Origin of the sequence: Acinetobacter wuhouensis, assembly GCF_001696605.3 — a bacterium.
Taxonomy (GTDB): Bacteria; Pseudomonadota; Gammaproteobacteria; order Pseudomonadales; family Moraxellaceae; genus Acinetobacter; species Acinetobacter wuhouensis.
Map to the genome: position 1 here is coordinate 2,370,062 of NZ_CP031716.1, position 13,314 is coordinate 2,383,375.

14 protein-coding genes and 1 tRNA gene are annotated in these 13,314 nt (G+C 36.1%); 7 read left to right on the plus strand and 8 right to left on the minus strand.

Annotation, left to right across the window (positions count from 1 at the left end; genetic code table 11):
- Position 1 precedes the first annotated feature (1 nt).
- Positions 2 to 637 (plus strand): 2-polyprenyl-3-methyl-6-methoxy-1,4-benzoquinone monooxygenase, encoded by a 636-nt coding sequence (coq7, locus tag BEN71_RS12080; protein ID WP_068976178.1) that lies wholly within the window; start codon positions 2 to 4, stop codon positions 635 to 637.
- 85 nt (positions 638 to 722) lie between these two features.
- Here the strand turns inward: coq7 and BEN71_RS12085 are convergent, their stop codons facing one another.
- The 6 genes from BEN71_RS12085 to BEN71_RS12110 all read right to left on the minus strand — a co-directional run bounded on the left by BEN71_RS12085 (position 723) and on the right by BEN71_RS12110 (position 6,176).
- Entirely contained in the window at positions 723 to 1,442 is a 720-nt protein-coding gene (locus tag BEN71_RS12085) for a hypothetical protein (protein WP_068976179.1), read from the minus strand.
- A gap of 604 nt (positions 1,443 to 2,046) precedes the next feature.
- Positions 2,047 to 2,886 (minus strand): SDR family NAD(P)-dependent oxidoreductase, encoded by an 840-nt coding sequence (locus BEN71_RS12090; RefSeq protein WP_068976180.1) that lies wholly within the window; start codon positions 2,884 to 2,886, stop codon positions 2,047 to 2,049.
- 245 nt (positions 2,887 to 3,131) lie between these two features.
- On the minus strand, positions 3,132 to 3,566 hold the full coding sequence (locus tag BEN71_RS12095) for a 2-amino-4-hydroxy-6-hydroxymethyldihydropteridine diphosphokinase (protein WP_068976181.1): 435 nt from the start codon (positions 3,564 to 3,566) through the stop codon (positions 3,132 to 3,134).
- Complete coding sequence (folB, locus tag BEN71_RS12100; protein WP_068976182.1) at positions 3,523 to 3,903, minus strand: dihydroneopterin aldolase; 381 nt, start codon at positions 3,901 to 3,903, stop codon at positions 3,523 to 3,525. Before folB ends, BEN71_RS12095 begins: the two co-directional genes overlap by 44 nt.
- A 155-nt stretch (positions 3,904 to 4,058) precedes the next feature.
- The gene (locus BEN71_RS12105) at positions 4,059 to 5,357 is read right to left on the minus strand and encodes an ABC1 kinase family protein (RefSeq protein WP_068976183.1); all 1,299 of its coding nucleotides are present in this window, start codon (positions 5,355 to 5,357) and stop codon (positions 4,059 to 4,061) included.
- Between the two features lie 39 nt (positions 5,358 to 5,396).
- Positions 5,397 to 6,176 carry a HesA/MoeB/ThiF family protein gene (locus BEN71_RS12110; RefSeq protein WP_068976184.1) on the minus strand — a complete coding sequence of 260 codons (780 nt, stop codon included), beginning with the start codon at positions 6,174 to 6,176 and terminating at the stop codon, positions 5,397 to 5,399.
- On the opposite strand from BEN71_RS12110, the gene BEN71_RS12115 reads away from it, so the two are divergent.
- Both BEN71_RS12115 and BEN71_RS12120 read left to right on the plus strand, forming a co-directional pair.
- Entirely contained in the window at positions 6,175 to 6,741 is a 567-nt protein-coding gene (locus BEN71_RS12115) for a hypothetical protein (RefSeq protein ID WP_068976185.1), read from the plus strand. The two genes, BEN71_RS12110 and BEN71_RS12115, sit on opposite strands and share 2 nt — an antisense overlap.
- A 150-nt stretch (positions 6,742 to 6,891) precedes the next feature.
- Entirely contained in the window at positions 6,892 to 7,365 is a 474-nt protein-coding gene (locus BEN71_RS12120; protein ID WP_068976186.1) for an Lrp/AsnC family transcriptional regulator, read from the plus strand.
- Positions 7,366 to 7,471: 106 nt separating this feature from the next.
- Here the strand turns inward: BEN71_RS12120 and BEN71_RS12125 are convergent, their stop codons facing one another.
- Together BEN71_RS12125 and BEN71_RS12130 are read right to left on the minus strand one after the other, a co-directional pair.
- A complete protein-coding gene (locus BEN71_RS12125; protein ID WP_068976187.1) occupies positions 7,472 to 8,224 on the minus strand; it encodes a YebC/PmpR family DNA-binding transcriptional regulator in 753 nt (250 codons plus the stop codon).
- A 107-nt stretch (positions 8,225 to 8,331) separates the two neighbouring features.
- Positions 8,332 to 8,895, minus strand: coding sequence for a 1-acyl-sn-glycerol-3-phosphate acyltransferase (locus BEN71_RS12130; protein WP_068976188.1), 564 nt, complete (start codon positions 8,893 to 8,895; stop codon positions 8,332 to 8,334).
- 350 nt (positions 8,896 to 9,245) lie between these two features.
- Here BEN71_RS12130 and BEN71_RS19145 point away from each other — a divergent pair, with 350 nt between their 5' ends.
- From BEN71_RS19145 to BEN71_RS12145, 4 genes are all read left to right on the plus strand, one after another.
- Positions 9,246 to 9,389: a hypothetical protein gene (locus BEN71_RS19145; protein ID WP_161553511.1), complete on the plus strand. Its 144-nt coding sequence runs from the start codon at positions 9,246 to 9,248 to the stop codon at positions 9,387 to 9,389.
- Between the two features lie 131 nt (positions 9,390 to 9,520).
- Positions 9,521 to 9,597: transfer RNA gene (locus tag BEN71_RS12135), tRNA-Ile, on the plus strand.
- Positions 9,598 to 10,091: 494 nt separating this feature from the next.
- The gene (locus tag BEN71_RS12140; protein ID WP_068976189.1) at positions 10,092 to 12,152 is read left to right on the plus strand and encodes a TonB-dependent receptor domain-containing protein; all 2,061 of its coding nucleotides are present in this window, start codon (positions 10,092 to 10,094) and stop codon (positions 12,150 to 12,152) included.
- Positions 12,153 to 12,525: 373 nt separating this feature from the next.
- Entirely contained in the window at positions 12,526 to 13,248 is a 723-nt protein-coding gene (locus tag BEN71_RS12145; RefSeq protein WP_068976190.1) for a pirin family protein, read from the plus strand.
- Positions 13,249 to 13,314: the final 66 nt, after the last annotated feature.

Consider the following 13,314-nt stretch of genomic DNA (forward strand, 5'->3'; position numbering starts at 1 on the left):
TATGCGTCAATATACGGGCATCGACAAATTGATCAATTCATTCGATCAAGCTTTAAGAAGTTTAGTGCCTGGCGCAACTTCTGCTCAACGTGCCAATCCTTCAAATGAAACTGAAACCAAACTTGCAGTGAGTGAAGCTCGCCATGTTGCAGGTTTAATGCGTGTCAACCATAGTGGTGAAGTCTGTGCACAAGCACTTTATCATGGTCAAGCTTTAACAGCCAAACTTCCAAATGTACGCCGTGAAATGGAATTTGCTGCGATCGAAGAGCAAGATCATTTGGCATGGTGCGAAGATCGCTTAAAAGAATTAGATAGTCATACCAGTCTACTTAATCCAGTTTGGTATGGGCTTTCTTTTGGTATGGGCGCACTTGCAGGTATTGCAGGTGATAAATATAGTTTAGGTTTTGTTGCTGAAACTGAACGCCAAGTCAGTATGCATTTACAACATCACATTAGCCAGTTGCCTGCACAGGATGAACGCTCACGTAAAATCTTAGTGCAAATGAATGAAGATGAATTACATCATCGTGATACCGCTTTAGATGCAGGTGGTGTAGATTTACCGATCCCAGTGAAAATCACCATGACTGCGATTTCTAAATTGATGACCAAAACCAGTTATTTTATTTAAATCTTAAAATTTTAAATCGTATAAGTTGAATCTGAAGACCTGTTTTTATAACAGGTTTTTTATATTTCTAATCTTCAATAAAAGATCACTTAGCCTTTAAATCCTTTACATTTCTCAGACCATCACCATTCAATGCTAAAATAAGTAATCCACCTTCCCCTGCATCAAAACATCCAACAGCTTGCCATTGACTCGGTTTAAACCACGTATAATTTTGTTGATACCGATAATTTTCAGGTAGTACTTCTGAATAGGCAAGTTGTAAAATCCAACCTTTCGGGCAATTCCATTGTGCCTCTTTCGCTTCAAATTGATAATCTTGCGCAACTTCAATCAACAATTCACGATGCAGTTCAAAGGCTTGTGCAGAATATTGACCTAATTTCACAGGCTGTGGAAAATATGCTCTCGATAATCCAATACGTGCATCATTCGGGAGTAATTCAATATCATGCTCAGAATCTCCATCGCGATTTACCCACGTCCCCTTCGGCAATATAATTTCACCATAAGACAACGCTGTTTCAAGCTGAACATTTTGCTTTTTCACGATATTGAGTCGGGCACGATCTGTTGAAATATCACTCACCCAAATCATGCACCATGAAATAACAACCAGTATTGGAAATACACTTAACAGCACTAACAAACTTGTCACGATTGAGTTAGCAAATCGGCTTGTTGTACCTTTACCTCGACGATAGTATTTCCAACCACCCCATATTGCAAAAATGACCAATACATTGATAAAGGTAAGGAATAAAACAATCACGCCACCTGCACCAGCGCCATATCCTAAGCCCATGATTGTTTCCTATAAATTTATGCAACTCATTTACCCAACATATACTTTTGGAATGTCGTTTCAAAAGCATGTAATTTATATTCTATCTACCTTTTAAAAGTTATGACATAGTCAAAATACGATGCATTATTCATACTTATTTCCAATTTTATGGGTTAATAATTTAAGCCAGTATTCATTTTAAAGCACCGACCTATTTTCATTATCAACTAATGTTACGCAGTAACATCAAAACATTTTTTATTTCTCAATAGAATTGGATACGCGGTAACGTCATCCGCAACGTGTTTGAGGCATGAGCCAGTCATGGCGCAAGATCTATAAGTTAATGTTTCTGCGATATATCAATCAAAAGTTGGTAGTTGACGAGTTTTGCGGTGAGAAGCGAAGCTTCGCAAGATGGTTTCCTTGCGCAGTTTCACTGCTCATTTTTCCGAAACAAAAGTAGGTCAAGCTGAAAGCTAATCCTGAAATTGAAATTTTCGATGTACGACTCCGCCGAGTGTGCTCTAAAACTATTTGAAAGGTGCATTGTTTTTTTAAGTGCGTAACATCAATTATCAATAAAAAAAGCCCGTGGAAACGGGCAATTTACAAGTCAATTCTATTTCTTTTTGGTTAATTTTTTCGTTAAAAAATCGACAGTTTTAGCATAATGCGATGGCGTTACACGCTGAATCAAGTCTAGAATTTTTGCATCATTACCAATTAAAACACGCGCTTTATCTTGCTTAACAGCATCTAAAATCACTTTAGCGGCAACTTCTGGCGGTGTTTTGAGTACTTTATTAAATGAACGGCTGGCTTTTTCAGGATTCATGCCTAAAGCACGAATGCTATCACTCATCCGTGCCGAATTGGCAATATTGGTACGAATACCGCCTGGATGCACTGACGTTGCACTTACACCTGCATTTTCAATCTCTAATTCTTGACGTAAAGATTCAGTAAAACCACGCACTGCAAATTTAGTCGCATTATAGGCACTCTGTGAAGGTTGAGCTGTTAAACCAAATAAGCTCGAAGTATTGATAATATGCCCTTCACCACTTTGTTTTAAATACGGTAAAAAGGCTTTCGTGCCGTAAACCACACCCCAAAAATTGATATTGAAAATCCATTCCAATTCATCATAACTCATCCCCTCAACGGTACTTGCCAGTGCTACACCTGCATTGTTGAAGATCAAATTAATTTGACCAAATTCATTGAAACAACTTTCTGCCCATGCATAAACTGCCTCACGATTTGCCACATCTAATTTTGTAATGCTTACTTTTACAGGGTAATCTTTGAGTAAATTTAAAGTTTCAATCAAACCTTGTTCATTCATATCACTCAATGCCAAATGCGCACCTTGTTGTGCCAATTGAATCGCAAGTTGGCGTCCAATCCCTGAACCTGCACCCGTAATTGCTGCCACTTTCTGATTAAAATTTTTCATGAATGAATGTCCTAAAACCAAGTCACAACTTGATTGATTATAAATATTTGAATTGAATAATTTTAGAGTACAAAATTAAGTGACATGAATAAAATGATATTTTCTAATGCCTAACTATGTATAAAATTCATAATGATATTTAGAGAGAAAATAATAGCAAATGCATATCATTTTTATAACGAAGTATGATGCAATGCTGCCGTAAAGACAGATTTGATCAATATAAAGTTGAAATCAAATCAATTTTATACACACTCAACAATGGGAAAATGATGTACTGGATGTTGAAAAGCTTGATTTAGCCAAATATCCAACATCGGAATTTTCACATCCAATGCTAAAGGCAGTTTTTTTGGATTAAATTGCATTTGAGATAAATCCGTTCCCCATGCAATCAGATCAACATCCAAAGAAATTTGATGTGATGGACGTACACGTCCTGAACCTGCTTCCATTTTTTTTAATAAAGCAATCATCTCATTGACAGATAAATGACTTTTGACGAGACACGCAGCATTCCAATAATCCGCACCGACACCATCACGACATGGAATTAGATAAATTTTAGAAAACGTTACTTCGCCCAAATGACAGATTTGAGCAAAAGCATTTTTAAAATTTTGTTGAGGATGGTTGTTACTCGCCAGTGCTAAGGCGAATATCGTTGCGGTGTCGTTCAAGACGAATTCCTACAGAATTTGCTTGCGGGATAATAGCAGGCTTACGGATCGTAATCATAATTGATTCAACCACTGGATAGGTAGTAAAAAGTGCATTTAATACTAACTTGGCTGCATGTTCGATCAATTTCGGGGCAGCTTCTTGAATCACTTTGGTTGAAATTTCACAAATTTCCGCATAATTCAAAGTATCGTCTAATTCATCTGAATTGGATGCTTGCTCTAAACTGGTTTGAATCGTGATATCGAGCATTAAAGGCTGAATGATTTGACGTTCCCAATTGAAACACCCCACCACTGTATCGACTTTTAACCCTTCAATGATAATTGCATCCATGAATGTTCCCTTAGAATCCCCCCTTGCGGAGTATGCTCCTCACCTTTTATAAGGGAGACTTCCAACTCTCTAATTTACAATATAAAAGAAAGCTCCTCCCTTTTATAAAGGGAGGTTGGGAGGGATTATTTAATCTATGAAGTTTACTTAGAAAATCAATGCTTCAACAACGAAGCAGGATCTAAATCTTGCACCATTTGCAAACGCTGATCTGCATAAATATCAGTATACGGCGCAAGCACACGCATGAAACGATCAAAATACAACATTTGCTTAAATAACAATGCGAAATCACGTGGGAAACGGATACCGTGACGCTCACCTACGCCAACCATATCCATCATGATGTCATTTAAATCTGAAGGATTCGAAGTCATGATTTGTGCAGGATCAGCCAATAATACGCCACTAAATAAACGCTCTAAATCATCTGCAAGCACTTTGGTATCAATCTGCTGACTGGTCATGCCCATTTTCAGCATATTTTCAGCCATGAGTGGATAATCTGTCTTTTGCAGCGCATCCATAAATGCCATACACGCTTGCCAAACTTCAGGTTTTAATTGACCAACAATACCAAAGTCAATAAAGCCGATACGACCATCTTCAAGCAACATCAGATTGCCTGCATGTAAGTCTGCATGGAACGATTTACATAGCATTAGACTACCAAACCACGTATTCATTGCGGTAATCAATACTTGAGATGGATCTTTAGCCACCTTCTTCACCACGTCAAAGTCGGTTAATGGTACACCGTATAAACGTTGCATGGTGAGTACACGGCGCGTTGAATATTGGTGATAAACCTTTGGTGCAGTCGCAGCGGTATTTTGTGAAACATTTAAATAATTTACAAAATCATCGAGGTTTTGTGCTTCTTCAATAAAATCAACTTCACGCACCATACGGGTTTTAATTTCATCGACAATATCTGCCAATGAAGCAAATTTAACCTTTGGCACAGCTTTTTCTAAGATTTTTGTCGCCCAATGTAAGACATTCAAATCTGTATAGAGAATGGTTTCCACACCTGGCTTTTGTACTTTAATCACCACATCTTCGCCACTGACCAATTTCGCAGCATGCACTTGTGCAATTGACGCAGATGCAAGTGGTTTTTCTTCAATTGAAGCAAAAATTTGACTTAAATCACGCCCTGCAAATTCAGAAGCTAAGACTTCTTGTACATAGCTAAATGGCAATGATGGAGTTTGATCTAAACAGCCTTGAAATTCTTCAACATATTCACGTGGAAAAAGTGATGGCGTACTGGCAATAAATTGTCCCAACTTAATATAAGTAGAACCCAGCGACTCAAAGGTTTCACGCATTAACTTTGCATTACTCGGTTTTTCAGTCGCATATTTAATGCCTGCTTTGGCTGCAATCACCGCAGTTTCCCCCACTCGGGCAACTGAACGCAGACCATCTAGAAAGATATTATTTTTCATAATGTCAAAATAAAATTAAATTTGTCTGAGTGTAGCAAATTATTGAGCATTTGCAGTATGGCTTGCCTGACAGTTTGGACAATCTCTATCTTTTTCAAAGGCTAAAATTCGTTGTTTCATTGTTAAACCATCCCAAAGCATCAGTTTTTGCTTGAGCGGTGTTGCACCTAAACCTAAAAAGAGTAAAGCATGATGCGCTTGTAAACTCGCCATGACATTCGGTGTAGTTGCTAAAACGCCTGAATCTGCACAGCGTAAACTTTCATTTGCCTGTTGTTCTTTTGGGAATAGACATTCATAACATGCTGAATCCCCTTCGACCATAAACAATTGCCCCTGAAAGCCAATCGCAGAAGCACTAATTAACGAGACTTGTGACGATGTGCAAACTTGATTAACGAGATAGCGTGTCTTGAAATTATCACAACCATCGAGAACTAGATCTTGTTGAGAAATTAAATCTTGTGCATTCGATTGATCTAACTTATTTGTATAACTTTCAACTTGAATAAATGGATTGATGCTTTGTAATCGTTTGGCAAGAATTTCTGATTTATAAAATCCAATATCTTGTTCTGTATAGGCAATTTGACGTTGTAAATTACTGATCTCAATAGTATCTGCATCAATTAAAGTGATTTTACCGACACCTGCACGCGCGAGTAATTCTGCTGTAGTACAACCAATCCCACCACAACCCACGATCAGCACATTGGCAAGTTTTAATTTTTCCTGTGCGTCTATGTCCCATCCATCTAACAAAATTTGACGTGAATAAAGGTGCATTTCTGCTTCGGTGAGTTCGAATTCCATATTCATGATGTACTCAATCGATTTTGATGTTACGCTTTACAATATAACACTTTTACAAAGCTATTATTCCAACCTTAATCAATATTTTAAGACAATGAACCTAAAAAAAATCTTTGGAACATTAACCACAATTTGTTTTGCATCAGCAATGCTCATTTATCACCTAACATTTCCACACCCAACTCCAAATCTTGAAGATATCAGGATTTATGAAACTGTTCCCAATCAATATTTTTCGCAATATCAACCTGCATTAGACATCGGTTTTAAAAAACCTGAAGTAAAAACTATGCAAATTCAAATTGATAAATCAAAAATGCGTTTAGAAGATATGGCAGCTATAAAATCGCAACTTATACAGAATCATTGGCGAGTAATAAAAGAAACAAAGTATTACTTTGAATTATGTAATGGAAAAAATAACCAATTATCAATTCTTTTCCCAACTAATTCTCCCCAAACAACTAGTTCGGGATACGAGTTTAAATTTGATAATCTTAATCAATGGACTATGGACAACCACTATAATATTTCGGGAATTGATGTATGTGAAGAATCCTCTAAAAAATAATGAAACTTATGAACACCCTATTTATTTAAAATAAAAATTCCCATTAATGAATAATTCTAAGATTTTATTTCTCATTTATTATTAAATATTGAAAATAATAATAAAAAAAGATACATTTAAGGAGAAAATATTTCCATTTGGAAGACAATCATGGAACTTGACCGCTACGACAAACAAATTCTTGAAATTTTAACCCATGAAGATATCAACCTAAACGAGCTGTCAGAGCGTATCAACCTATCGGTTAGTTCTGTACATCGTCGGATCAAACACCTGATTGAAACCGATATTATGACCAATTTAAAACGTGATATTAATTTTCAAAAATTAGGTTTTAAACTGCATGTAATTTTACAAATCTCACTCAGTAAACACGATACTGATACCTTTGCAAAGTTCTTAGAAGAACTGGAAAATATTCCTGAAGTCATTAATGCGTTTTTAGTGACAGGACAAACAGCAGATTTCTTGGTCGAAGTGATTGCCAAAGACATGGAAAATTATAGTGAAATTTTACTGAAAAGAATTGGGAAAATTGATCATGTCGTTGCACTCCACTCTAGTTTTGTGATTAAAGAATATAAACAAGTATTTAACTGCACTGGTTTGTTGAATAGAGTTTAATTGAACTAATGTGCACGATTTTAAGTTTTAATAATAATGAAAAATAAAAAACGCACTCTGAGGTGCGTTTTTTTAATTCGAGGTTTTTTAATTTGAGTAAGTTAACTTACATCGCATCTAATTCAGCCATTACTTCGTCAGTGAATTCAACGTTGGTATAAACGTTTTGTACATCGTCTAAATCTTCAAACATATCAATCATTTTTACGATTTTTTTCGCTTGATCAATATCAGAAATCAATGCTTTAGTTGAAGGGTTCATCGTCACTTCTGCATTGTCAGATTTTAAACCCGCTGCTGTTAAAGCATCTTGTACATCACCAAATGCTTCAGGAGTTGTGATGACTAAGATCTCTTCTTCATCCACTTCGATGTCTTCTGCACCTGCTTCCAAAGCGATTTCCATGATTTTATCTTCTAAAGATACATCTTCAAAAGAAATTTCACCACGTTTCGTAAACATATAAGCCACTGAACCTGCAGTACCTAAATTACCATCAGTTTTAGAGAAACAGTGACGAACATCTGGAACAGTACGGTTTAAGTTATCTGTCATTGTTTCCACAATCACAGCTACACCACCAACGCCATAACCTTCATAAGTGACTTCTTTCAAGTCAGCATTTTCTTCACCACCAACACCACGCTGAACTGCACGGTTGATGGTATCGCGTGTCATATTTGCGACCAATGCTTTTTCAACAACAGCACGTAAACGTGGGTTAGATGCAACATCACCACCACCTAAACGAGCTGCTGTTACGATTTCACGAATAAATTTTGTGAATACTTTAGCGCGGCTCGCATCTTGTTTTGCTTTACGATGCTTTGTGTTAGCCCACTTGGAATGACCCGCCATGCGAAATATGCTCCTGTAGATTGGCCTTATGCCATATCAAATTTTTTGCAATTCTACCATAAGCGCTTTTTTTTGAAAAAGGGCTTATTTTTTAGATTTAGAAAAAATTAAGTATTTTTTTGTTCAGGAATCACAATATCCAAGCCTGTATGCTCTTTATATAAGCGCTTGATTTCCGCCAAATCTTGATCTAAGTCTGTTGGATAGATCTTTCCAAAAATCCCACCCTGCTTTGTTTTAGAGTTTGCATACATCAAAACAATCGGAACACCAGCTGCTTTGGCAATATGCCAGAAGCCGGTACGAATCGGTTTACGCGCTTGACCTCGTTCTGCGCGAGTTGCTTCAGGCGCAATCACCAAATTGAACTCATCATTATTTTGAAAATGCTCAACCATTTGCGAAACAATATCTTTGTTTGATTTACGATCTACTGGAATGCCCCCTATTTTTTCTAAAATAGGTTTCATTGGACCTTTAAATAGTTCTTTTTTAATTAAAGTATGAATTTTTATATCGTATATTTGGAAAATAGCAAGTGAAAGGACAGCATCCATCATTGAAGTATGTTCAAAACCAATAATAACTTGTTTTTTTTCTAATACACTTGGATCAACTTCGTATGACCAACCCGATAGCTTAAAAGTAAGCTCTCCTAACAACTTTTTCATAGAAACCTGATGTCATAAAATCGTAATACGCAAATTGTCAGAGTAAAAACTAAAAAAAACAATCTCTATTCTGATTATTTTTTTACATTTGTATATTTATTTTGTTATCTATATTCTCCAATGAGTAAAAAGTAAATTTACTTAAAATGTGAAATAGTTTTTTCAATCTAAAATTTATGATAATTACCGCATATAAAAAATCCAACATTCATAATAAAAAACAATGGTATAAGTGATTTTTTGTATTAAAATTAATCAAATAAATATATTCAGATTTCGATGAATCATATAGACTTTAGTCTTAATGAGCCACAAGCTCAAAATTCGAAAATGCGCAAAAGGATTGCAGCATGCTTATTACATTATTTGTTGTTATTGTTTCAGTATTTTTGATCATATGTGCTTGGAGCGCATTTGATATTTATTTAGATAAACGTAAACAAGCCAATCAATCACTCAATGTAATTGCCCAAAGTACTGATGATCATCAATAATTTAATATCTCCCCCCTAAACAATGTTTAAAATTTATCCATTAAATTTAAGTACTTGTTAAAGTTCTTGTAATTCAATTTTATTTTCGCTAGTATTCTTCAACGAAAATACTTGCAATAGCAGTATTTACAGGGCCTGTAGCTCAGTTGGTTAGAGCAGCGGACTCATAATCCGTTGGTCCCCAGTTCAAGTCTGGGCGGGCCCACCATATTAAACCTCGTAGATCAATGATTTATGAGGTTTTTTATTATCTGTTGTAGAGAAACTGGCTTTAGCCTATGGAAACCACTAAATAGCGAATAATGTAAAAAATGACACGCCTATAATAAACCAAACCTCATACACATACTATTTACATGGTTTTTAATAAAATCAATCAATAACCATGAAACAACTCACCCAAAACTAGATACTGTCATAAGCCGTAGGAAGCCGCTCGAACTATCAATGCAGATTTAAAATCAAAGTAATACGACGCTATAAATACAAAAAATACTTAAAAATTTATTATATATTAATAACTTAATTCTATTCCCTTCCCCTAATAACTCCCCCAAAAACTAAGTAACGACCATTATTACTATACAATTGTGCATATCTTAATGATATTAATTATCATTATTGTTTTCATTAGCGATTACAAGCAAATACAATACGCAACACTTCCTTCACAATCCCCCCCAAATTAAGTGGTGTATTAACATGAATAAACAATTGATACTGAAAACACTTTCACTTTCTATTTTAACCGCGATGTCGTTTTCAACTTATTCTGCTGAAACACAAGATAAAACAGCTCAACTACAAACTATTGTTGTTACTGCAAGTAGTGAAGCTGTTGATATTAAAGAAGCACCTGCAAGTATCAGTGTCATTACGAGTGAAGATATTGAAAAACAACCTGTAGGTAGCATTGCAGAATTGTTAAGTAAAGTTCCGGGCGTAACTGGTGGTATAAGCCCATCGGGTGAAGGATCAAAAATTAAATTACGTGGTTTACCAGAAAATTACACTTTGATCTTAGTCGATGGCAAACGTATCGGGTCTTCACGTGATACAAATTATCGTCCTGATTTAGGTCGTCAAGATTTAAACTGGATTACACCAGACATGATCGAAAGAATTGAAGTTGTACGTGGCCCTATGTCATCGCTCTATGGTTCAGATGCAATGGGTGGTGTTATCAATATCATCACGAAGAAAATTCCAAATAAATGGGGCGGAAATGCAACGCTTAACTACACTCAACCAACTACATCTTCAGATTTAGGAACATCTCTACAAACAAGTATAATGGCTGCAGGCCCTTTAACGGATACTTTAGGTTTACGACTTACTGCCGGTTTAACAGAACGCGAAGCTGATAAAAAATACCTTGCAGGAAGTGGAACAACAGGTTCCCAAGATCAAAACTATAATGCAATGCTACATTATAAGCCGTCTGATCAGCACTCATTAAGTTTTGAAGCTGGGCATAGCATTCAAAAAAATGAAAAAGGTTCTAGAATTAATCCAACCACAGGTGCTGAAGTTGCCACTAGCTGGGGTGCAACAGAGTTGGAGCATAACTCAGTGAGTATTTCGCATGATGGTGAATGGAATATTGGTAAGTCGAAATTAAGTGCTTATTACAATGATTATGATTCAAGTATTGCAGACTCTATAACAAAATCTAATGAACTCATCGTTGAAGGCAATTTAACCATGCCTTTTGAAGCCGTATTTGATCAGGTATTAACTTTGGGTGGTCAATGGAAGAAACAAGAGCTCACAAATACTGACACCATCGGAACTCTACCAGGAGGAAGTTGGGATGGTCAAAGTTATACAAATCCTAAAGTAGACAATAAAAGTTGGGCTTTATTTCTTGAAAATAACATCAGCCTTTTAGACAATTTAAAATTGACCGTGGGTGATCGTTTAGATCATGATGATAAATATGGTACGCATCATAGCCCACGCGGTTATTTAGTTTTTAGCGCCACAGATGACTTAGTGATTAAGGGTGGGGTTGCAAAAGGTTTTCGTGCTCCAACTGTCAAAGAATCAACGCCTGGAGCTGCAACACAGTCTGGGGGTAATGGATGTAACGGCTTAAAAGGTCAAGTTTGGAAAGATATGGCTACAGGCAAAGATCTAACCTATATTAGTGGTGGATGTTATATGACAGGTAACCCTAATCTAAAACCTGAAGAAAGTACAAATTACGAAATAGGTGTCAATTATACTGGTTTTGGGACAGATCTAGGTTTGACATTCTTCCATACAGATTTTAAAAACAAAATTGCATATTCCCCTTTAGGTGTTAGAAACGGTGTTTGGTTCACACGTAATGAAAATATTCAAAGCGCTGTAACACGTGGCTTAGAAATGGTTGCAAATTTCCCAATTTTAGACAATTTAAAATGGAACAACAACGCAACCTACTTCTTAAAAGCTAAAAATGAGGATACAGGTACTACATTACTTACTACGTCAAAATTAACCATCAATTCATCATTAAATTGGCAACCTATTGATCCCTTAAATATTGATTTATCAGCACAATACCTCGGTAAACAGTATTTAACTGAAAAGACTACAACCTCAACCATGCAAAAACCACATACCATTGTAAATTTAGCAAGCAATTATAAAGTGAATGATAATCTTACGATTCGTGGTGGTTTTATTAATTTACTGGATAAAAAGCTTTCAAATGGATCTGATGCCTATTTAGTAGAACGTCAAAAAGTATTTGTAGGTGCAACTTATAAGTTCTAATTTTTTTAAATTAGAAAATATTCAATAATCAATACGAAAGATTCCTACTTTGATAAATATTTAGGAATCTTTCTTCATTTTATTGAATTCAGTTTGCTGTAATTTAAACCTAACAACCAGTTTAAGCATAAGGCAACTAAAAAGGATCGCATATAAATTCACTTATACCTGGAATAGTCTAAAAGCTGGTCATAGCACTAAAACTGCTAAGTTCTTATTGAAGCGAAACATATACCTCTACATAAACAACGTTCTGTTACGCACTTTCAGCGTTCTAAAAATCATACTTAGCTTTTCATTTTCAGCGCTTATTCAATAGAGCTTCTCCGCTATGATTTATTCATGGTTAAAAATTAAATTACGGAGAATTACAATGTTTGATATGCGTCTATCTCAAGAACGTGGTGCAGCACATCACGGTTGGTTACAGTCAAAACACAGTTTTTCATTTGCAGATTACTGGGATCCAAAACAAGTCGGTTTCTCTGATCTGTTGGTGATCAATGATGATACTGTAGTGCCATCCAAAGGTTTTGGCACCCACCCTCACCGTAACATGGAAATTATTTCCTATGTACTCGAAGGTGCGCTTGAACACAAAGACTCGATGGGTACAGGTTCTGTAATTATCCCTGGTGACATTCAATTAATGAGCGCAGGCAGTGGTGTTGCGCACAGTGAATTTAACCATTCAGCACAGGAAAATGTTCACTTTTTACAAATCTGGATTGTGCCGAATAAAGTTAATACCACACCAGGCTATCAACAAATCAATATTGCCCCTGAAGACAAACGTGGCAAATTGCATTTGATGATTTCTGAACAAGGCGGTGACAAAACCATTGCGGTCAAACAAGATATTCGTATCTATGCAGGCTTGTTCAATGGTGATGAAAGCGCTGAATTCACCATTCCTGAAGATCGTTATGTTTACTTACATGTCGCCAAAGGCAGCCTGATGGTCAATGGTCAACTGTTCAACACTGGTGATGCTGCACGTATTCGTGAGGGTGGCACACTGAGTTTCAGTGGTGGTGATCAAGCTGAGATTCTGTTGTTTGATATGCGCCCAGAAGAACGTCCAAGCATGGCGTAATATTGAAAATCTTCAATAAAATACTCAAAATGCCTTAGTTCGCTAAGGCATTTTTTATGTTTTAAA

What these genes read in the sequence shown, in the direction of transcription:
- BEN71_RS12125 (WP_068976187.1), bottom strand. Translation starts at nt 8,224, where the DNA reads ATGGCGGGTCATTCCAAGTGGGCTAACACAAAGCATCGTAAAGCAAAA.
- folB (WP_068976182.1), bottom strand. Translation starts at nt 3,903, where the DNA reads ATGGATGCAATTATCATTGAAGGGTTAAAAGTCGATACAGTGGTGGGG.
- BEN71_RS19145 (WP_161553511.1), top strand. Translation starts at nt 9,246, where the DNA reads ATGCTTATTACATTATTTGTTGTTATTGTTTCAGTATTTTTGATCATA.
- BEN71_RS12090 (WP_068976180.1), bottom strand. Translation starts at nt 2,886, where the DNA reads ATGAAAAATTTTAATCAGAAAGTGGCAGCAATTACGGGTGCAGGTTCA.
- BEN71_RS12115 (WP_068976185.1), top strand. Translation starts at nt 6,175, where the DNA reads ATGATGTACTCAATCGATTTTGATGTTACGCTTTACAATATAACACTT.
- BEN71_RS12120 (WP_068976186.1), top strand. Translation starts at nt 6,892, where the DNA reads ATGGAACTTGACCGCTACGACAAACAAATTCTTGAAATTTTAACCCAT.
- BEN71_RS12145 (WP_068976190.1), top strand. Translation starts at nt 12,526, where the DNA reads ATGTTTGATATGCGTCTATCTCAAGAACGTGGTGCAGCACATCACGGT.
- BEN71_RS12085 (WP_068976179.1), bottom strand. Translation starts at nt 1,442, where the DNA reads ATGGGCTTAGGATATGGCGCTGGTGCAGGTGGCGTGATTGTTTTATTC.
- BEN71_RS12130 (WP_068976188.1), bottom strand. Translation starts at nt 8,895, where the DNA reads ATGAAAAAGTTGTTAGGAGAGCTTACTTTTAAGCTATCGGGTTGGTCA.
- BEN71_RS12140 (WP_068976189.1), top strand. Translation starts at nt 10,092, where the DNA reads ATGAATAAACAATTGATACTGAAAACACTTTCACTTTCTATTTTAACC.
- coq7 (WP_068976178.1), top strand. Translation starts at nt 2, where the DNA reads ATGCGTCAATATACGGGCATCGACAAATTGATCAATTCATTCGATCAA.
- BEN71_RS12110 (WP_068976184.1), bottom strand. Translation starts at nt 6,176, where the DNA reads ATGAATATGGAATTCGAACTCACCGAAGCAGAAATGCACCTTTATTCA.
- BEN71_RS12105 (WP_068976183.1), bottom strand. Translation starts at nt 5,357, where the DNA reads ATGAAAAATAATATCTTTCTAGATGGTCTGCGTTCAGTTGCCCGAGTG.